This is a genomic window from Cellvibrio japonicus Ueda107, from assembly GCF_000019225.1.
GTDB classification, from domain to species: domain Bacteria; phylum Pseudomonadota; class Gammaproteobacteria; order Pseudomonadales; family Cellvibrionaceae; genus Cellvibrio; species Cellvibrio japonicus.
In genome coordinates this window covers 1,655,927-1,675,302 of sequence record NC_010995.1, presented here as the reverse complement: position 1 = coordinate 1,675,302, position 19,376 = coordinate 1,655,927, and the positions used below count along the sequence as shown (strand labels likewise).

The following is a 19,376-nucleotide window of genomic DNA, read 5'->3' as shown; positions in this document are numbered from 1 at the left end:
GTAAAACCTAGTAAAGCAACGTAAATAAACGGCGCTGGAATTCGATGGCCAGGGGGTCACCTTTGCCCAGGGAGGCAATGATGGCGGTAAATGTTTTACGGGCCTCGCCCTCCGCATAATTGCGATCCTTACGCAAAATTTCGAGCAGATGCTCCAGGGCCGGACGATGGTAAGACTCCTGGTGTAGCTGCACGGCCAACTGGTAGCGGATGGATAAATCCTCAGGTGCTTGGGTGTGGGCCGCTTCCAGGGCGGCCAGCTCAGGCGTCTTGGCCGCCTGTTTTTTCAGCTCGATCTGCGCCTTGAGCTGATGGTAAAACCCATCCTGGTCCGCCATTTTGATGGTTTCCAGTACCGTTTCCGCATTATCGATACGATTGAGCTCCAGATGGCATTGCGCCATTAACAGGGCAATAGCCGCTTGCTGTTGCGAGGCATCATAGGCCTCGCGCAATAAAGGTAATGCCTCGGCATACTGACCAGACTCCATCAAAGCCTTGGCATCATTTAGCGGTGCCTCCCATGGCTGGGGTAAATATTTCGCCAGCAGTTCGCGTACCTTCACCTCGGGTAAAGCACCGGCAAAACCATCAACCGGTTGACCATCTTTCATCACCATAACGGTCGGCAGGCTGCGCACACCAAATTGTGCGGCAATCATATGCTGATCGTCCGCATTCACCTTGGCCAACAAAAAGGCACCTGCATACTCATTCGCCAATTTTTCCAAAATCGGCATTAATGATTTACAGGGACCACACCAATCCGCCCAAAAATCCACTACTACCGGGCGCTGGAAGGATTCATCAATCAAATAGCTTTTTGCATTCTCAAGGTTGATGTCGACGATATTCATCATGTGCTCCACAACATCAGGGGGACTAAAATAAAAAAACGCTGCAAGGCTTCACCTTACAGCGTTTTGTGATTCAGGCTGGCACCTATGGGCGCACGTGGCTGGCGATAAATTGTTGCACCTTAGCCAGCTCTTGCGCCAATACGCTGTAACGCTCTTCACGCTCAAACAGATCACTCATATGATGTGGCAATGCAGGATCCTCCCCCTGTCCCGCCTTGCGCACAGCCTCCGGGAACTTGGCCGGATGTGCCGTTGCCAGGCAGACCATGGGAATATCCTGGCGGCGACGGGTTTGACGCGCGGCCTCAACACCGATGGCAGTGTGCGGATCGAGTAAGTACTCGGTGCGATCAAACACCTCGCGGATGACATCGACCGTCACGTCATCACTCACACCATAGCTGGTAAAGAGTTCGCGCGCTTTCACCAATGCCGACTCATGTAACACCATAGCGCCGGATTTGAAGTCATCCATCAATTGACGAATGGCAGCACCATCACGATTGTAGAGATCGAACAGCATACGCTCAAAGTTACTCGATACCATAATGTCCATACTGGGCGACAGGGTATGCTGCAACTGATGCTTGCTGTGGTCGTTACTGCTGATACAGCGGTGCAATATGTCATTGCTGTTGGTCGCAATCACCAATTGATCTATAGGTAAGCCCATTTTTTTGGCCAGGTAACCGGCAAAAATATCGCCAAAATTACCTGTGGGAACCGAGAAAGCCACCGGACGATGGGGCGCCCCCAACGCCAGGCCGGCGTAAAAGTAGTAAACGATCTGCGCCATAATACGCGCCCAGTTGATGGAGTTTACCGCCACCAGCTGGCGCCCTTCGGGCAAGAAGGACTGGTCACCAAAACTGGCTTTCACCATGTTCTGGCAATCGTCGAAGTTACCTTCCAACGCGATATTAAATACATTGGGTGCCAGAACTGTAGTCATCTGGCGACGCTGTACATTGGATACCCGATTGTGCGGGTGCAGGATAAAAATATCGATATTGTCGCAGCGGCGGCAACCTTCAATGGCGGCGGACCCCGTATCACCGGAGGTGGCGCCCATAACCACCACTTTCTGGTTGCGCTTTTTCAACAGGTGATCCAGCAAATGGCCGAGGAACTGCAGGGCAAAATCCTTGAACGCCAGGGTTGGCCCCTGGAACAGTTCCAGAATCCACTCGTTGTGACCGGTTTGCACCAGGGGTGCAATCGCGTCGTGGCGGAAACTGGCATAGGCATCCGCAATGATCTTTTTGAACTCCGCATCGCTGACGGCACCGGCCACAAAAGGCTGCATCACCTTAAAAGCCAATTCCTGGTAGGACAAACCAGCCCAGGAGGCAATTTCTTCTTTGGAGAACTGCGGCAGGGTTTCCGGTACATAAAGGCCACCATCGGGAGCCAGTCCTGTCAGAACAACATCTTCAAAACTCAGTGCGGGCGCCAGGCCACGTGTGCTGATGTATTTCACGTTATCAACCTTTGCAAAAACTTATTTCAGGGCTTCAACACGAATGCGCACAACCGGCGCATTGATAGAATCCAGAGACTCAATACGGCTAATCGCATCGCGCAAACGCTTTTCCTGCACGCGATTGGTCAACAAAATCAAAGGTACATCGGATTCGCCTTCTTTGGCTTCTTTTTGGATCATGGCTTCAATACTGATGCCATAGTCGCTCAATATAGTAGCGACCTTGGAAAGCACACCGGGCTTATCAACCGCCGACATACGCAGGTAATACGCGGTTTCCACCTCATCAATCGGGAGGATCGGTTGCTCAATCACAAAATCCGCACCAAAACCAAGGCAGGGAACACGGTGCTCGGGATCGGCAGTCAACGTGCGCGCCACATCGACAATATCACTCACAACCGAAGAACCTGTGGGCTCGGCACCGGCACCGGCACCATAGTAAAGGGTTGGCCCCACTGCATCACCCTTGACCAATACAGCGTTCATCACGCCATCGACATTGGCAATCAAACGCTTGGCGGGAATCAGGGTTGGATGCACACGCAGCTCTATGCCCTTGGCAGCACGACGTGCAATTCCGAGGTTTTTAATGCGGTATCCCAGTTCTTCGGCATAGGCCACATCTGCCGAGGCAATTTTGGTAATCCCCTCGGTAAAGACCTTGTTAATTTCCAGCGGGATGCCAAAAGCCAGGGACGCCAGGATCACCAATTTGTGCGCAGCATCTATACCCTCCACATCAAAGGTTGGATCTGCTTCGGCATAGCCCAGGGCTTGGGCTTCCTTCAATACATCCTCAAAGGCGCGGCCCTTATCACGCATTTCCGTCAGGATGAAATTCCCCGTGCCGTTGATGATGCCGGCCAGCCACTCAATACGGTTAGCGGCCAATCCTTCACGGATTGCCTTGATAATGGGGATACCACCAGCCACAGCAGCCTCGAAGGCAACAGTAACGCCCTTGGCCTTGGCAGCAGCAAAAATTTCATTGCCATAGTGGGCAATCAACGCCTTGTTAGCCGTAATAACGTGCTTACCATTATTAATCGCGGTCAATACCAACTCTTTGGCAACAGTCGTTCCGCCAATCAGTTCAACCAGCACATCCACATCCGGATTATTGGCGACTTCAAAAATATCGCGGGTAATCGCGTAACCTGAGGTATCGCAATGAGGATTATCACGACGTGCACCAATCTGGATAATCTGAATATCGCTACCGGCACGGGCATCAATCAGGCTCTTGTTACGCTTCAGGATATTTACTGTGCCACTACCCACGGTGCCAAGACCGCAGATACCTACTCTTACCGGTTTCAACATCGACTCCTCGCCAGGCTGCAAATTGCGTCAACTACAAAAAAAGATGGCCACCATACTCATGGCGGCCACCAGTGTCAATTGGGGTTTCCTGACGGCCGGACAGCAGGTGGAAAAACCGTCAGCCCTATCAGGAATACCAATGGATTAGCTTAGATCCCGAGCTGTTTCGCCAGCTCTGCGGGAGGCAAATAACCGGGAATCAACTTGCCATCGGGGAAGAAAAGTGCCGGAGTACCGCTCACCCCTGCCTCACCGCCCAATTGGAAATGCGTGGCTACCGGGTTATCACAGGTTGCATTGGGAACGGCTTCCATCGCTTTAAGCTTGGTCAGGGCGTCTTGCTTATCTTTGGCACACCAGGCTGAAATCAACTTGTCCGCTGATGGGCTGGGGATACCGGCACGGGGATAAGCCAAATAGCGAACTTCTATACCCAGGTCGTTATAGCCAGGCAACTGCTGCCCATTCTCATTGTAGGTGTGCATTTGGCTATGCAGGCGACGGCAGTAACCACAGTCCACGTCGGTAAAGACGTAAACAACCGCCTTGGCTTTACCTTTCGGTTTGAAATTGATCGTGGATTTTGGATCGATTGAAGAAACCATCTTCTTGCGCTCCGCAATCAGGTAAGGATCTTCAACACGTACCAGGCCACCCTCTTCAATTGCCAGCAGTTCACCGGCAATCAGTTTATCGCCCTCGGGAGTGACATACAGGATGGGACCACCGGGAACCTGAACCTGATACAGACCTTTAATAGGAGAGGGACGAGGCTTGCCAAACTTGATTTCGGGGCGCGCCTTATGCAGGTTTTCCAGGATAACCTCTTCGGGCCCCTTGCGCTTGAGCAGAGTACCTGAGCTGCTCTCTTCCTGGGCAACGGCTGCCGGAACCGCCAAAAATGACACCAGTGAGACCAGCGCGCAGCCAGTTAGAAAGCCGGTATTTTTTAGAATGTTTATCATCGTATCTATCTCTAAGTGTTGGTCAAAATCGAAGCTCAGCCGCGCGGGTGGTGCTCGGCATGCTGATGTTTCATACGCAAACGCGCCACGTGGGTATATATCTGGGTTGTCGACAAATCACTATGCCCAAGTAACAACTGTACCACACGTAAATCCGCTCCATGGTTTAACAAATGAGTAGCAAACGCATGGCGCAGTGTATGGGGAGATAAAGGCTTATTAATCCCTGCCACTTGCGCCCAGTGCTTGATCCTGTACCAAAATGTCTGGCGAGTCATGGGCTGGCCGCGCGAACTGGGGAATACTACCTCATCCGGAAAGTTATTCAGCAACACAGGTCGCGCTTCACGCAAATATCGCTGCAACCAGGCTGCTGCCTCCTCCCCCATAGGTACCAGCCGCTCCTTACTGCCTTTCCCCATGACACGTACGACATTCTGGCGCAAATTTACCTGCGACATGGTCAACCCAACCAGCTCACTTACCCTTAGGCCACAGGCATAAAGAACCTCAAGCATGGTTTTGTCGCGCAACCCCACAGGATCATCAACATCAGGAGCAGAAAGCAGGTTTTCGACATCCGATTCGCTTAAAGATTTCGGCAGGGAACGACTTAATTTGGGGTTTTCAACCAGTGCCAGCGGATTATCATGGAGGTGCCCTTCGCGGATTTGCAGGCGATAAAATCCACGCAGGCAGGAAAGAAAACGAGCCGTTGAACGGCTGGAAAGATGTTGCTGATGTCGCCAGGCAAGATATGCCTGGACCTCCGTCGCAGTTACCGCCAGTAAATCAGGCCCCTGCCCCGCTGCCAGCCAACCGGCAAACTGTTCCAGATCGCGCCGATAGGATTCCTGGGTGTTTTCACTCAACCCCTTTTCCATCCACAACTGATCGAGAAAAAGGGTTATCTGACGTTCATCAGCCGCACGCATAAATTCTCCATTGCAAAAACAAAAGGCCGGAGCAATGTGCACCGGCCTTTTGGGAAGCAGATTTGGAAAACGGAATTAAACCAGTTTTTCCTTGATACGAGCTGCTTTACCAGCCAGGTCACGCAGGTAGTAAAGCTTGGCTTGACGCACATCGCCACGGCGCTTCAGCACAACATTGTCAATCAGCGGACTGTGGGTTTGGAAGGTACGCTCAACACCAACACCGTGGGAAATTTTGCGTACAGTGAACGATGAGTTCAAACCGCGGTTACGAATAGCGATAACCACACCTTCGTAAGCCTGGAGACGCTCGCGGTCACCTTCTTTTACTTTTACGCTCACAACAACGGTATCACCGGGTGAGAATTCGGGCAGGTTGCTTTTCAGTTGCTCTTTTTCCAGAGCCTGGATAATTGGATTGCTCATGATATTACTCCTGGGAGTCTATAGCTTCACAGCTAGAGTTTGTCGTTATCAAGGTCCCGACGAAATTCCGTCAACAGCGCCCGCTGTTCCTCGGTTAGGTTTACTACTTGCAGTAAATCTGGCCGTTTTAGCCAGGTTCGCCCTAATGCCTGCTTTAGACGCCAGCGGCGAATGTGCTCATGGTTTCCCGACACAAGTACGTCAGGCACCCTCAAGCCTTCAAATTCTTCCGGCCTCGTGTAATGCGGACAATCCAAAAGGCCATCCGTAAACGAGTCCTGCTCTGCCGATTGCGCATGCCCCAGTGCACCGGGAACCAGGCGGGTAATGGCATCAATCAACACCATCGCCGGCAACTCACCGCCACTGAGCACATAGTCGCCAATCGACCATTCCTCATCAATCACCGTATCCAGCAGGCGCTCATCAATACCCTCGTAACGACCTGCCAATAACACCAGATTACCGTAGGCGTAGAGCGTTGATACCCCCTGCTGATCCAATGGTCGCCCCTGGGGGGAGAGGTAAACCACTTTAGCATCACTGCCTGCCCAGGCTTTCGCTGCGAGAATCGCATCGCGAACCGGCTGAACCATCATCACCATACCGGGGCCACCCCCGTAGGGACGGTCATCCACCGTTGAGTGGCGATCATGGGCAAAATCCCGCGGCGTCCAGACTTTAAGCTCAACCATCGATTGCTTGATAGCACGACTGGTGATGCCAAAATCCGCAATCGCCTTAAACATATCGGGAAAAATCGACACAACGGCGATTTTGATCGCTGCTTGCGGTGACTCCGCCATCAAAACTCAGGATCCCAATCGACCAGAATCCGTTTTGAATCCAGATCTACCGATAGCACAAACTGCCCGGGCACATAGGGTATCAGGCGCTCGCGCTGATCAATGCTCTGCGCATCCCCCTGCACGACCAGAACATCATTGGCTCCTGTTTCCAGTAACTTGGTGACAACGCCCAAACGCTGCTCACCACCAAACACGGTAAACACAGAGAGCCCCTCAAGCTGGTTCCAGTAATATTCACCGTCTTCCAGCTCGGGCAGTAAATCTCTTTCAACCGCGATATCAGCTGCCGTATAGGCCATAGCGAGATCGCGATCATCCACACCCTTTATATGTGCCACATAGGCATCACCGTGTGGTCTGGCCTCATCAATCTCGACCTGCTTCACCCCATGCCGGGTTTTAACCCACCACGGATGATATTCAAAGAGATTGTCCTGAGGCTCAGTGTAAGAGTGGACTTTAACCCACCCTTTAATGCCGTAAACTGCCGTAATACGCCCAACACTGACCAAATTGGATGATTTAGCAGACATCGGGCATCAGCTACTTAAGCAGCTTTCTTCTGGCTTTCTTTAACCAACTGCTCAACGCGCTCGCTCAATTGGGCGCCTTGGCCAACCCAATGCTGCAGACGGTCACCGTCAATACGCAGGCGCTCTTCCTGGCCGCGAGCAACCGGATTGAAGAAGCCAATACGCTCAATGAAGCGGCCGTTACGGGCACTGCGGCTGTTGGTTACAGTAAGATGATAGAAAGGACGCTTTTTAGAGCCGCCACGTGACAGACGAATAGTTACCATTGAGGTCTTCTTCCTGTGTTTTAGTATGGGAGGACAGTTCACGAAAACTGGCCCGCTCTGGTTAAAATAAGTTCAACGCACAGCGAGGGTGCGAAAGGCGCGGCATTTTAAGGGAAAGATTTCGCTTTGTATAGACTAAATACAACCAATACCCCCCAGGATCAGACCACACTAATTAATCAAACATATCGGCATAGGGGTTGGAAAAGCCCAGTGCTATCGGCTTGGCAAACCCCGGCAGGCTCAGCCTTTCCTGGTCGATACGAATCTTGCTTTCATCGATCAATCCTTCCCCAAAGTGATAGATGGTGTCAAATTGCCCCTGGGTAGCGGCCAGATCATAGCCTGCTGCACAGCTGCGCACGGCCTCTCGCTTATGGGTATAACGGACAAAATCCTGCTCGCCATAGCGCTTCTTCAACATGCCTTCCACACGATGGGGCGCAATAATACTTGCCGTGGCATTGTTACCGCCGAAGCCCTTCGAATTCAGGAATGCCAGATCCAGGGACCTGGGGTTGCGCGGCACATCGCGGGTTGATATCTGCAAACGATCTGCAAAAACATCATCAGCCACCCTGTCAATCGTCTTGATTCCAGGCAGCACTCCATATTTGAAGATACCGAGACTATTGATTAACTGCTCACCACTGGCAGACGACAACGAATGGCCGACATAAGCCTTTACCGCCACCACAGGCCAATCACTGATGCCGAACGCCTGCGCCACCTGATCAAAAATTTGTGACTCTGTTACCCGGTTTTGCGGCGTACTGGAGCCATGCGCCTGAATGAATGAATGTTGCTGCACAGATTCATCACCCAGTATTGCCCGCGCAGAAGCCACCGCCTTGGCCATAGTGATGTAATTACCCGGCCCTGGTGCAGAGATGGATTTTTTAAAACCATCCGCATTAATAAACACGTCACCGACAGCACCATGGATATCAGCGCCTAACTCAAGCACCAGGGCATCATCCATTAACACCACATAGGTACTCGCCTCGGCCATGGTAAAACCGGCATTCTCGCCAAAGGGACGGCTGGTTCGGCGCGGATCAGTTTCATCCGATCCATCCAGTTTCTTCAGCTTATCTTCCGCAGCCAGGGCGCCCATGGTGGCATAGCCATCAATAATTTCAGGCAATATGGGCGCCTCTGCTGTGCCCACAACAGCCACGCGACATTTACCGGAACGGATATCTTCGGCAGCCGCCTTGAGGTTATACAGGAACGAAGCGCAAGCCCCGGTGATGGCGCCCGTATGGCCAACACTGCCCAGGATATAGGCATTCACAAAGTCCGCCGGCATGGTGTTGAGTCCAAGTGGACATTGCTTGGTGCTGACACGATTGCCGCGCAGGCGCGCCTGCAACAACCCACCAAAGCCATTCTCATCCATTTGGCTCATAACATTACTGGCGTAGACACCAATCTCATCCGGTTTGACAGCATCGATAACGGTCTGCCACTCAACCCCAATCGATTGAACGGCATCTGATGCGCCGATTACCGCTAACTGCAAAGCGCGGGGATGAAAGTGGGAATTATAAAGTGCACCGGGATTAAAACCGCGTGGCAGCTGTCCCGCAGACTTAACAGGCAGCTCGCGATAACTATCGAATTTAACCTCAACACTCCCTTCAACCGTCACCTGCACACGATCAGCATCCAACTCAACAAGTTGCCATCCTGCCGGCAAGGGCTCCGGTAAATCGCGGCGACGCAACTCAAAGCGGGTAGGCTCTCCCCCACCCAGGATTGCTGACTTTTGCCAATGGGCAGCATCCACATCAAAGAAGGTTGATTCAATACGACGAATCAGGGTGCCATCGAGGATCTGCCCAGAGAAGGTGGCCTCAATAGCAGGCAAATCATAGGCTTTACCATGGGAATCGCGGTATTCCCCTCCCGCGTAACAGAGCAACCCCATCATCACCGCCAGCCCCGCCAGCGTTTCCTGCCGCTCCGCAACAGGCAGGCTCTCAATCACCATGCGGCGATAGGCGTGATGGCCTGAACTGCGCCCAGCGGCACTAAATCCACCAAACCCGACAATAATTGGCAAACGCACTCGCGATGAACCGGACATAACACACTCCCAATCCAGTATGACAACCCAACAAAACGGCGAGAGTGTAGGCCCATAACCCCTGACTGTCTTTTTTGATTTAGCCATTTTTCGTGGTAAATTGGCCAAAATGGAGTAACCATCTAATGCCTAACAAACAGACCATCGATATTGGCTTTTTCCTGTGTGAGCGCATGCTGGCTACCAGTAGTGCACTCCCCATGGAAATGCTGCTGGCAGCCGACAGTGCGGTAAACACCATGCTGCCACCGGAGGTACAGCATCACTTGAACATCAGTACCCTGGCACAAACACGCGATCAGGTAACCACCAGAACCGGCATTAGCTGGCAGCCGGACTTTAGTATTGACGATGACAAATCCTGGGACCTTATTTACATCCCGGGCCTGTGGCGCAATCCCCGCCCCATTGTTAAGCAACACCGGGCCACCCTGGATTGGCTAAGGGCGCAATACCACAACGGGGCCATCATCAGTGCCGTAGGGACAGGGTGCTGCTTCCTGGCAGAAGCGGGTTTATTGGATGACAAGGCCGCGACAACCCACTGGCATTACTTTGACCAATTCCACAAGGATTACCCACGGGTACACCTAAAGCGGCAGCATTTTATAACCCAGGCAGGCAACCTTTATTGTGCAGCCAGTGTTAACTCATTGGCAGACCTGACGGTTCACTTTATCCAGCGTTTCTTTGGCAAAACCATCGCCAGCCATGTAGAAAGGCACTTCTCCCACGAGATACGTCAATCCTATGAAAATAGCGGTTATTTTGACAAAACTGATAACCCCCATCCGGATGAAGAAATCACCCAGATCCAAATTTGGCTACAGGATAATTACCATCGCGATATTCACATGCCGCAGGTAGCCGAGCGTTTTGGTATGAGTTTGCGCACATTGAATCGCCGCTTTAAAAATGCACTGGGTAAAACGCCATTAACATTCCTACAGGAAATCCGCATCAATACCGCTCGCGACCTGCTGAAAACCAGCAACCTCTCCCTGGGGGAGATTGCTGATAAAATCGGATACCAGGACGCGGGTTATTTCACCCAACTCTTCAAAAAACACCTGGCTACTTCACCCAATGAATATCGAAAAACCGTGCGTAGAAAATTATTTCGGACTGATTAAAAAAACAAAACCCCGCACTGGCGGGGTTTTGTTTTAATTGGCTACAGCAATCAGGCAGCTTCCGGATCATTCTTTGCCTGTTCAGCGACCAGACGATCGGAAGAAGCCGATACAGAAATAGGTACAGTACGCGGCTTCAATGACTCAGGGATAATCTTCTGCAGGTCAACGTGCAACAAACCATTTTCATACTGGGCAGAAAGTACCTGCACATGATCCGCCAGTTGGAAACGACGCTCAAAACCGCGCGCAGCAATACCCTGGTGTAAATAGGTACGCTCTTGTTGCTCAGGCTGCTTATTGGCAGACACAATCAAATGGTTGTGATTGACTTCGATATTCAATTCACTTTGGGCAAAACCGGCAACCGCCATGGTAATGCGATATTTATCCTCGCCGGTCAACTCAATGTTGTAAGGGGGATAACTGGGTTGGTTCTGCTCTGCACGCGACAAGCTATCCAGGATATTGGCCATACGATCAAAACCAATAGCAGAGCGATACAGGGGAGAAAAATCAAAATTACGCATAGGTATATCCTCACATCAGAGCAATATATAAGTGGAGCCTATCAGTTGTTGATCAGGCCATGTCTAGCGCGATCCTCTATAGAGCAATCGCGCTAAAATGATGTAAGGCTGGGCACTACAGATTTCAAGAGGTACCCGCACAATAATTTATACTTTTTTCAAAATGGCCGAAAAGGCATCCTTCAACCCAGGATAGGAAAACGTAAATCCAATTTGCAAAAGGCGTTCAGGGTGCACTCGCTGACTAGCCAATAAAAGCCCATCTGCAAACTCACCAAATAACAAACGCAAAATGGGTGCCGGCATAGGGAAAATCGCAGGACGATGCAAACACTCCGCCAACTGGCGAGTAAAATCCCTATTGCGGCAAGCCTCCGGAGCTGTTGCATTAAACGCCCCGGATAGGCTTTCATCCTCCAGCAAACGAATAATTATCTGTAACAAATCCTGGCGATGAATCCAGGACATAAAGTGCTCACCAGTCCCCAGCCTGCCACCCAACCCCCAACGGAAAGCCGGCAACATTCGGGCCAGGGCGCCGCCCTCCCTGTCCAATACGACGCCAGTGCGCAACATGCAGACACGCACCCCATGGGCTGCAAAGCCAGCGGCAGCCTCCTCCCAGTCTGCACACAAACGTGCCGCAAAATCATCACCTGTTGGCGAACTTTCGGTCAGGATACGGTCAGCGCCATTGCCATAAATCCCAATAGCACTGCCATTAATCAGTACCGGGGGAAACTGCTGCCGCTCCTGGCACCAGGCCAATAATGCATAGGTCAGGTCAATTCGACTATCGCGCAAAGCCTGCTTCACTGCCGTACTCCAGCGAGACTCGGCCATGGGCTTACCAGCCAGATTGATAATTGCGCCAAAATCGACAGCCCCCAGATCCTCAAGACTGGATGCCAACCGGACAGCAGCATCCAGGCGTGGTCGAACCCTCTCCGGATGCCGCGACAATACCCAAACCTGATACCCCCTGAGCAATAACAACTTGCACAGGGCAGCACCGATAAAGCCTGAGCCCCCGGTCACTAAGACTCGGTTATTTTTCCCGACGGGTGGATAGCTCATACTTGCCCCCCACATAAATTACAGAAAATACCCCATTACTATAGAAGCAGTTCACAGACGTATTATGGAGTTAATCACCATCCTTAATACCTGAAGTGGTCTAATTAGACCGGACACCAAGTTAAGCGGATAATACCGTAAAACATCAAGGTGTCCTATGACCAAGCAAACACGAAAGAAATATACGCCTGAATACAAACTTGAAGCTATCGCCCTGGTTCGGGATCAAGGCTTCAGTATAGGTGAGGCAGCGGCCCATCTGGATATCAATCACAATATGCTACGCCGCTGGCTAAAAGAGCATGAAGCTCAGCCTTTTAGTGATTATCAGGGAAAAGCCGGGATGACCCCCGAGCAAAAACGTATCCGTGAACTTGAAAAACAAGTGCGCGAGCTACAACTGGACAATGATATTTTAAAAAAAGCCAGCAGCTACTTCGCGAAGCATATGCGGTGAGATTTGCGTTTATTCGAGAGCATGCTTCGCGCTGCCGGGTAAAACACTTGTGTCGCATGCTAAGTGTCAGTCGCAGTCGTTATTACGAGTGGCTGGGACAGCAACAGGATAAGCCTGATCCGGAACAGCAGAGGCTTGAAACCTGCATGCGCGCATTGTTTGTTGAATCCAACAGCAGCATGGGCAGCAGACGCATGGCGCGGCGATTACAGGCCCAAGGTTTTGCGGCGGGGCGGTATCGGGTACGACGACTGATGAAAAAGCGGGGGCTGGTAGTTAAACAGAAGCGTAAGTTTCGCATTACCACCAACAGCAACCATAAATTGCCGGTAGCGGAGAATATACTTGATCGGCAGTTCAATCCGGTTACACCGAATCAAGCCTGGGCGGCTGACATTACTTATATTTGGACAGTGGAAGGATGGCTGTACCTGGCGGTGGTGATTGACCTGTATTCGCGGCGGGTTGTTGGCTGGTGCATGGATAAACGGCAAACGAAATCGCTGGTGATCCGTGCATTGATGATGGCGGTGAATATGCGCAAGCCATCGGCGGGACTCATCCACCACTCGGATCGTGGTTCGCAATATGCGAGCCTGAAGTATCAGGCTTCATTGAAGCAACACGGTATTGTGTGTTCCATGAGCCGCAAGGGAAATTGTTGGGACAATGCTGTTGTGGAGCGCTTCTTTAGCAGCCTGAAACGGGAGTGGATCAGGGATAATTTATATCGCTATCGAGAAGATGCGATTCGGGATGTGCGAGCTTATATTGTGACCTGGTATAACTCGCGAAGACCACATTCAACTCTGGGCTACAAAAGCCCGATTGAATTTGAAAAGTGTGCTTAACTTTTTGTCCGGTTTTTGTTGACCACTACAACCTATTCCCCTTAAATAGCTGAAACTCATCGATCGAGAATAAAACGTTATTAAGAAATTCTTCAGAAAACTTGATATTTGGACAATAGCTATCAATATAAGTAGTGAGGGTCGACAAAAACCCGAAATATGACCCGGGTAGCCTTATCCCCCTCATATATAAACGTTAAGGAGTTTATGATGAAACCTGCTGTCGACGTTGTATACCGCGATTTAGACTCTTCCGCCGCTCTTAACGAAATCATCCTCAAGAAACTCGAAAAACTTTCCCGCTTTACCGACCAGATTGTCCACAGCCGTGTAGTGCTTGACACCCCCCACCACCACAAACACAAAGGTAAACAATATCGCGCGTCGATTGAGCTGGACTTTAAAGGGCATCCACTCGCCATTACCCAGGATGACGAATCCATCCATGTTGCCGTTCGTGACGCCTTCTCCAGCGCAGAGCGCAAAATCAAGCAACTGGTTGCTCGCCAGCGAAACAGTCGCTAGCCCTCACATCACATCTTCTATACCGGACAGGGGCTTACCCTGATAATGAGAACTCGACTCCATAAAAAAGCCCGCATATGCGGGCTTTTTTATGGCTGGCAATGCAATCAGGCAGGCTTGATCTTATCCGACATTAATCGAATTAAATCATTAAAACTGGAAAGAGATTGCAAGTGGCTATATATCAACTCCAGACCATCGCGCTTAAACAGGTCAAGGGCATCCGCATCACTGATAGCCTTCAATTTTTCGCGCTTCACCACATAAAAACCCGTCAGGTTCAAATTGGTCTCTTCTGCACCTTTCAATTTGATATTGGCTTGCATCGGCTCCAGTAAACCCAATTCGTGTAAGCGAGTGCAGAAGGCCTTGGTCATTTCAGCGCGGAAGTGGTAATCCTTAAGAAACTCCACTACCTCTTTCAAATGTTCCGTTTGTTCACCCTTGTCATCAAACAAACGACGACCTTTGCTGCCGTCCTTAATAACCGCTTTACTATCCACGTCAATGCACAGTGCCATAGAGTCATTTCCCTTATCCCCCCCCAGGATAAAGGGATAACGGCGAATAAATGCAGGAATATAACGCGATTTGAATTGTCCTTTTTCATTCAAAAAGAGGTTTTCATTTTCTTTCAAACCCATCAACGCCAAGGGAATATATTCTCCTTCACGCTGGGTAGCAGAGAAAACGACAGGAAACTCACCCGCCGCAAAAGGAATCTCTGTCGCCAGGACAGGAGCAGAAATCATGTGCGATACAAAGCTGTAATCCTCTACCGCTACCGACCATTGACGATGAGTCTCTGAAGATAATGGCTGAATATTGTCATAAATCATTAATTGTTTTGCCACGGAGGATACCTCGTCGTTATTGTGACCCAAATCGTTAAACCAAGCGTTACCTCAATAGGATTTCTACGCATATTCGATAAGCAGGCAAACCGCTCACAAGCGCGTCATTAGTGCTATCAGCTACACCGAACAGGTGCCGGACTGTATCACTATCCAACGGAATCTCACAAGAGGTAAGCATAGCCATGCCCTTTACCTAACCACCGCTCCGCAAAGCAAAAAAACATATAAAAATCAATAAATTAAAACCCATCACCTTAGCTATTGCCCAATATCTAACCAATGGATTCCGGACCAGGCCCCAACAAAAAGGTTAAAAAACAAACACGCCAGGACACCTGTCAACACCATGCTAAGATAAACGCAGCCCTAATAATTACCGAGGCATACATGACCAAAACGTTGGTGTATCAATCCTTCCGAACCCACAATATTCCCTCCTGGCTAACCACCTGCATGACCTCTGTACAAAACTGGGCAGCAACCCAAGGTTATGAGTATCAATTTATTGACGACAGTTTTTTCCAGGTTGTACCCACATGGTTTGCGGACAGCGTTGAGCGTCAGCGCCATATCATGTCTGATTTGGCAAGGCTGGAATTTGCAGATCAGTACCTCAATAGCGGTTGGGACAAAGTAATATGGATGGATGCAGACCTATATATTCCACATCCGTCCCGCTTTATCATCCCCAACACCAGCAATTTTTGGTTAACAGCAGAACTATGGGTAGACGCAGAGAACAGGCAGCCATCTTTTTCCAAAAGAGTTAATAATGCTATCCTTGTGTTCAATAAAGAAAATTTTTTTCTAAAATATTACCGTGATGCCTGCATAAAAATAATAAAACACAAAAAAGCCCCTATGGCACATACGGAGATAGGAACAAAATTCCTAACGGGGATATCCCATTTATTACCGCAACTAAAAGGGGTCTCATTATTTAGCCCATTTTTATTGTATTCCTTTTACAATAAGGATCAGGATCTTATTAACTCGTACTTAAAAAAACTGGAATCACCCATATACGCAGCCAATATGAGTTTAACATTCAGAGACAGCACATATGAGAATACAAAACTGGACGATTCACTCTATGAAAAAATCATGGAATTGATTAAAGAACTACCCTCTTTTTAATAGAGTCTCTCTATGAAAACCATTTTATTCTGCTGGGAACTGGGAGATGATTATGGGCACATTGGCCAAGCTCATCCCATTATTACGTATCTAAGCACACATTTTAATGTGTACTTTGCCGTAAAGGATCTGAGTAAAATCAGGGATATTATTTGGCCGCTTAACGTGCACTTCATTCAAGCACCGATCTGGCTAAAAACACCTCAGCGACTCCCGAGGTCAGAAACACATGCAGAAATCCTATTTTATAAGGGCTATGACAAAGCATCGCATCTAAAAGGCTTGGTTGACGGATGGATCACCCTACTTAAATTAGTATCACCTGATCTTATTGTATTTGACCACGCCCCCTCAGCACTGATTGCAGCCAGGACATGGGAATGCCCCTCTGTCATTATCAGCAACCCGTTCATCACCCCGGCGCCAGGATCAGATATAGTCAATATTTGTCCAGGCCTTCCGTTCAACGCTCACAAAGCCGAACAAATTAATAACCATGTGGTTTCCACAATTAATACTGTATTAACTTCGATACAATCCAGGACGATAGAAAAGCTCAGCGATATTTATCAGGTTAACAGCACAATATTAAGCAGCTATCAGGAAATGGATATCTATAAACCTTATAGGCAGGACGTTACCTATACCCCCACACTCCCAGGCATTGATAGCTTCGCAAGTCCACAATGGCCTCCCGGCATGTCAGTTAAGGCGTTTGCCTACTTAAAACACGGGAAAGAGCAATCACAAAATATACTGAATGCATTAACATCAATCGGCATCAAAACACTCTGCTTTTATTCGGGATGTAAAGATGAAGATACTCATAAATATAAAGGGCTTCCCATTATTATTAGCAAGCAGCCATACGATATAACCACCACCACGCAACAAGCCGATATTATTATTTGCCATGGCGGTAAAGGGGTCGTTAATACGGCACTTTATTACGGCAAGCCCTTAATTATAGCGCCAACCCAAATCGAGCAACGCCATACCGCGCAAACCATTGAACACATGGGATTGGGCATTATGCTTGATCAAAATACCCCGTCCATAGATGTAGAAAATAAAATAATTGATTTTTTTTCACAGGTAACAAAGCACAAGGAAAGATGCCAAATATTTTCTGAAACAGCCAAACAACAAACACCCGAAGATTCATTCAATATGATCATTAGCATTATTAAAAAACTAATATAAAAATACATAACCAATTAGGCATTAAATTTCAGCAACCATTCAATTCATCGGATAATTGTTAAGGCCGGCAGCAATAAAAGTGCCTACTTTAAGAATAATACTCTATTCTCTCACCACTAACATTCGCTATCCTCAGGATTATCCATATACAAATTCTGAACGCCGCAAAGCTCCAATAACGCACGGATTTTGGGCAACAAATCAAAGATGACCCAGTGAGAAGAACCGTGATGGCAGGAGTGTTCAAAAGCTGTGCGCAATGTATGGCGTGTCCAGCAGTGGATATTATGCGTGGAAGTGCCGACAGGAAAGTGCCAGGCATCAACAGGATCAGGTGTTAAAGGCCTCCCTTCGAGAAGCCCATCAAGGGCATAGAAAAGCCTACGGTGCACCCAGAATGCACAGATACTTGAGGCAACAAGGCTTGGCATGCAGTGTGCGACGCATTAATCGGTTGATGCGGGAGTTGGGTATCAAGGCCTCTACAACCGGCTTGTACGCATGGCGTCCTGGTCAGCATGAGCTCTATTCATCAACAGGCAATCAGCTGAGCGAAGCAGGCAAAGCAACCGCTACCAGGGCCCAATGGGCGGGCGATTTTACGTATATCAAGACGCACTCGGGTTGGCTCTACCATGCGGTTGTCATGGACCTGTACAGCCGTCGCATTGTAGGGTGGTCATTCAGTCGAAAGCGGAATGCTGAGTTGACCAAGAGCGCGCTTAGAATGGCATTGTCTCGGCATGCACCCCGGTCGGGCTGTATCTTTCATTCTGATCAGGGCATTGAATATGCTGCTCACGAATACCGTGATCTGGTTGAGCAGGCCGACATGGTGCGCAGCATGAGTAGAAAGGGCAACCCCCTGGATAACGCCAGAGTGGAATCTTTCTTCCACACGATGAAGGCGGAGCTGATTCACCCAGAGCAGTTCGAGCATGAGATTGAGGCGGTGGCGCGCATTGTAGAATACATTGAGTTCTACAATCGTGAGCGGTTACATTCTTCGCTGGGCTACCAATCGCCAGTGGAGTATGAAAAACTGTGTGCTTAAAGGTATCCACTAAAGTGGTACAAGATCAGCGCGCGTTTTTTGCGCATCCGGCGCCGACAGGCGCGTAGTTGATTGATTTGTTATACCTAGGTCACATTGAACTGTATAAAAAACACCACTATTTTGATCAAAGACCGATATATAGCCTCTACCTATATCTGCAGAAAGCTGATTGTCCGACACGTTTATGCAATGTGACCTAGGGAAATATTCTGTTTTTAAAACGATTTCTTTTGCCAGCATAGATGCAAAGGAGTTTGGGTCCTCAAAGAATCTTACAGAATTGTTAGCAACTATGAATATTACCATCAACCCCATAAACCTCATGGCATACTTAAAACCATCAAGAGTTCGTTCACTTGATGGTTTTTCAAAAGGAATAAAGAACCAATGAAATATCACATAAAAAGAAAGGACGAACGATACCGTAACAAGCCAAGAGTACGGCAGATAAACAACTGATAGCACTGACGATGAAAATGGCAATAGAGATGGATCTATTCCTGTAAATTGATTTATAAAATCATCAGACTGTGATTCTGAATATTTATATACCAATATAGAGATAGCACCTAGCCCCCATTTAAACCATGTTTTATCGAAAAGGGATTTAATAGGGGCCCAAAATTCTAATGCTGCTCCAATGGTGCATGTGCACATTATTATAAATACAAAAACCTTAACAACTATATCTACATGTTCCTGACCAAGCGAAATTAGAGTAACAGTTGCAATAGCCATATATAACCAAAATGATGCCATTCCAGCTTTATAAAACTGGTCATGCAGAGCGTACCCTGAAAACTCAGAGACAGCTTTTTCGATTACTATGTTCTTTATTTTTTTATACATGGTCAG

The 19,376-nt window shown here is 49.0% G+C and carries 20 protein-coding genes and 1 pseudogene; 7 read left to right on the top strand and 14 right to left on the bottom strand.

What is annotated here, in order from left to right:
* Window positions 1–7 precede the first annotated feature (7 nt).
* From trxA to CJA_RS07000, 10 genes are all read right to left on the bottom strand, one after another.
* A complete protein-coding gene (gene trxA, locus CJA_RS07045; RefSeq protein ID WP_012487073.1) occupies window positions 8–856 on the bottom strand; it encodes a thioredoxin in 849 nt (282 codons plus the stop codon).
* 85 nt (window positions 857–941) lie between these two features.
* A complete protein-coding gene (gene thrC / locus CJA_RS07040; protein WP_012487072.1) occupies window positions 942–2,339 on the bottom strand; it encodes a threonine synthase in 1,398 nt (465 codons plus the stop codon).
* Window positions 2,340–2,360: 21 nt separating this feature from the next.
* A complete protein-coding gene (locus CJA_RS07035) occupies window positions 2,361–3,668 on the bottom strand; it encodes a homoserine dehydrogenase (RefSeq protein ID WP_012487071.1) in 1,308 nt (435 codons plus the stop codon).
* Window positions 3,669–3,817: 149 nt separating this feature from the next.
* Window positions 3,818–4,633 (bottom strand): DsbC family protein, encoded by an 816-nt coding sequence (locus tag CJA_RS07030; protein ID WP_012487070.1) that lies wholly within the window; start codon window positions 4,631–4,633, stop codon window positions 3,818–3,820.
* 35 nt (window positions 4,634–4,668) lie between these two features.
* Entirely contained in the window at window positions 4,669–5,568 is a 900-nt protein-coding gene (gene xerD / locus CJA_RS07025) for a site-specific tyrosine recombinase XerD (protein WP_012487069.1), read from the bottom strand.
* A 75-nt stretch (window positions 5,569–5,643) separates the two neighbouring features.
* Entirely contained in the window at window positions 5,644–5,994 is a 351-nt protein-coding gene (rplS, locus tag CJA_RS07020; protein ID WP_012487068.1) for a 50S ribosomal protein L19, read from the bottom strand.
* A 32-nt stretch (window positions 5,995–6,026) separates the two neighbouring features.
* Entirely contained in the window at window positions 6,027–6,800 is a 774-nt protein-coding gene (gene trmD, locus CJA_RS07015; protein WP_222862903.1) for a tRNA (guanosine(37)-N1)-methyltransferase TrmD, read from the bottom strand.
* On the bottom strand, window positions 6,800–7,336 hold the full coding sequence (gene rimM / locus CJA_RS07010; protein WP_012487066.1) for a ribosome maturation factor RimM: 537 nt from the start codon (window positions 7,334–7,336) through the stop codon (window positions 6,800–6,802). The genes trmD and rimM overlap by 1 nt, the downstream gene beginning before the upstream one ends.
* 14 nt (window positions 7,337–7,350) lie before the next feature.
* The gene (rpsP, locus tag CJA_RS07005; RefSeq protein WP_041551246.1) at window positions 7,351–7,602 is read right to left on the bottom strand and encodes a 30S ribosomal protein S16; all 252 of its coding nucleotides are present in this window, start codon (window positions 7,600–7,602) and stop codon (window positions 7,351–7,353) included.
* Between the two features lie 175 nt (window positions 7,603–7,777).
* The gene (locus tag CJA_RS07000) at window positions 7,778–9,694 is read right to left on the bottom strand and encodes a beta-ketoacyl synthase (RefSeq protein ID WP_012487064.1); all 1,917 of its coding nucleotides are present in this window, start codon (window positions 9,692–9,694) and stop codon (window positions 7,778–7,780) included.
* Between the two features lie 125 nt (window positions 9,695–9,819).
* Here CJA_RS07000 and CJA_RS06995 point away from each other — a divergent pair, with 125 nt between their 5' ends.
* Window positions 9,820–10,827, top strand: a complete 1,008-nt coding sequence (locus tag CJA_RS06995) for a GlxA family transcriptional regulator (protein ID WP_012487063.1) — start codon at window positions 9,820–9,822, stop codon at window positions 10,825–10,827.
* A 50-nt stretch (window positions 10,828–10,877) separates the two neighbouring features.
* Here the strand turns inward: CJA_RS06995 and CJA_RS06990 are convergent, their stop codons facing one another.
* Both CJA_RS06990 and CJA_RS06985 read right to left on the bottom strand, forming a co-directional pair.
* Window positions 10,878–11,357, bottom strand: coding sequence for an Hsp20 family protein (locus CJA_RS06990; RefSeq protein ID WP_012487062.1), 480 nt, complete (start codon window positions 11,355–11,357; stop codon window positions 10,878–10,880).
* 147 nt (window positions 11,358–11,504) lie between these two features.
* On the bottom strand, window positions 11,505–12,434 hold the full coding sequence (locus tag CJA_RS06985; protein ID WP_012487061.1) for a TIGR01777 family oxidoreductase: 930 nt from the start codon (window positions 12,432–12,434) through the stop codon (window positions 11,505–11,507).
* 157 nt (window positions 12,435–12,591) lie between these two features.
* On the opposite strand from CJA_RS06985, the gene CJA_RS06980 reads away from it, so the two are divergent.
* The 3 genes from CJA_RS06980 to CJA_RS06970 all read left to right on the top strand — a co-directional run bounded on the left by CJA_RS06980 (window position 12,592) and on the right by CJA_RS06970 (window position 14,267).
* Window positions 12,592–12,891 (top strand): transposase, encoded by a 300-nt coding sequence (locus CJA_RS06980; RefSeq protein WP_012486016.1) that lies wholly within the window; start codon window positions 12,592–12,594, stop codon window positions 12,889–12,891.
* The gene (locus CJA_RS06975) at window positions 12,888–13,742 is read left to right on the top strand and encodes an IS3 family transposase (RefSeq protein ID WP_012486017.1); all 855 of its coding nucleotides are present in this window, start codon (window positions 12,888–12,890) and stop codon (window positions 13,740–13,742) included. The genes CJA_RS06980 and CJA_RS06975 overlap by 4 nt, the downstream gene beginning before the upstream one ends.
* Window positions 13,743–13,949: 207 nt before the next feature.
* Window positions 13,950–14,267, top strand: a complete 318-nt coding sequence (locus tag CJA_RS06970) for an HPF/RaiA family ribosome-associated protein (protein ID WP_238526841.1) — start codon at window positions 13,950–13,952, stop codon at window positions 14,265–14,267.
* 107 nt (window positions 14,268–14,374) lie between these two features.
* Here CJA_RS06970 and CJA_RS06965 read toward each other — a convergent pair whose 3' ends face one another.
* The gene (locus CJA_RS06965) at window positions 14,375–15,121 is read right to left on the bottom strand and encodes a SapC family protein (protein ID WP_012487058.1); all 747 of its coding nucleotides are present in this window, start codon (window positions 15,119–15,121) and stop codon (window positions 14,375–14,377) included.
* 390 nt (window positions 15,122–15,511) lie between these two features.
* Here CJA_RS06965 and CJA_RS18630 point away from each other — a divergent pair, with 390 nt between their 5' ends.
* From CJA_RS18630 to CJA_RS06950, 3 genes and pseudogenes are all read left to right on the top strand, one after another.
* Entirely contained in the window at window positions 15,512–16,261 is a 750-nt protein-coding gene (locus tag CJA_RS18630) for a hypothetical protein (protein ID WP_049765418.1), read from the top strand.
* A gap of 12 nt (window positions 16,262–16,273) precedes the next feature.
* Complete coding sequence (locus tag CJA_RS06955) at window positions 16,274–17,464, top strand: glycosyltransferase (RefSeq protein ID WP_012487056.1); 1,191 nt, start codon at window positions 16,274–16,276, stop codon at window positions 17,462–17,464.
* A 232-nt stretch (window positions 17,465–17,696) separates the two neighbouring features.
* Window positions 17,697–18,518 (top strand): annotated as a pseudogene (locus tag CJA_RS06950) (IS3 family transposase); the annotation flags it as partial.
* A gap of 9 nt (window positions 18,519–18,527) precedes the next feature.
* On the opposite strand, the gene CJA_RS06945 reads toward CJA_RS06950, so the two are convergent.
* Window positions 18,528–19,370 carry a hypothetical protein gene (locus CJA_RS06945; RefSeq protein ID WP_012487054.1) on the bottom strand — a complete coding sequence of 281 codons (843 nt, stop codon included), beginning with the start codon at window positions 19,368–19,370 and terminating at the stop codon, window positions 18,528–18,530.
* Between the last annotated feature and the right edge of the window lie 6 nt (window positions 19,371–19,376).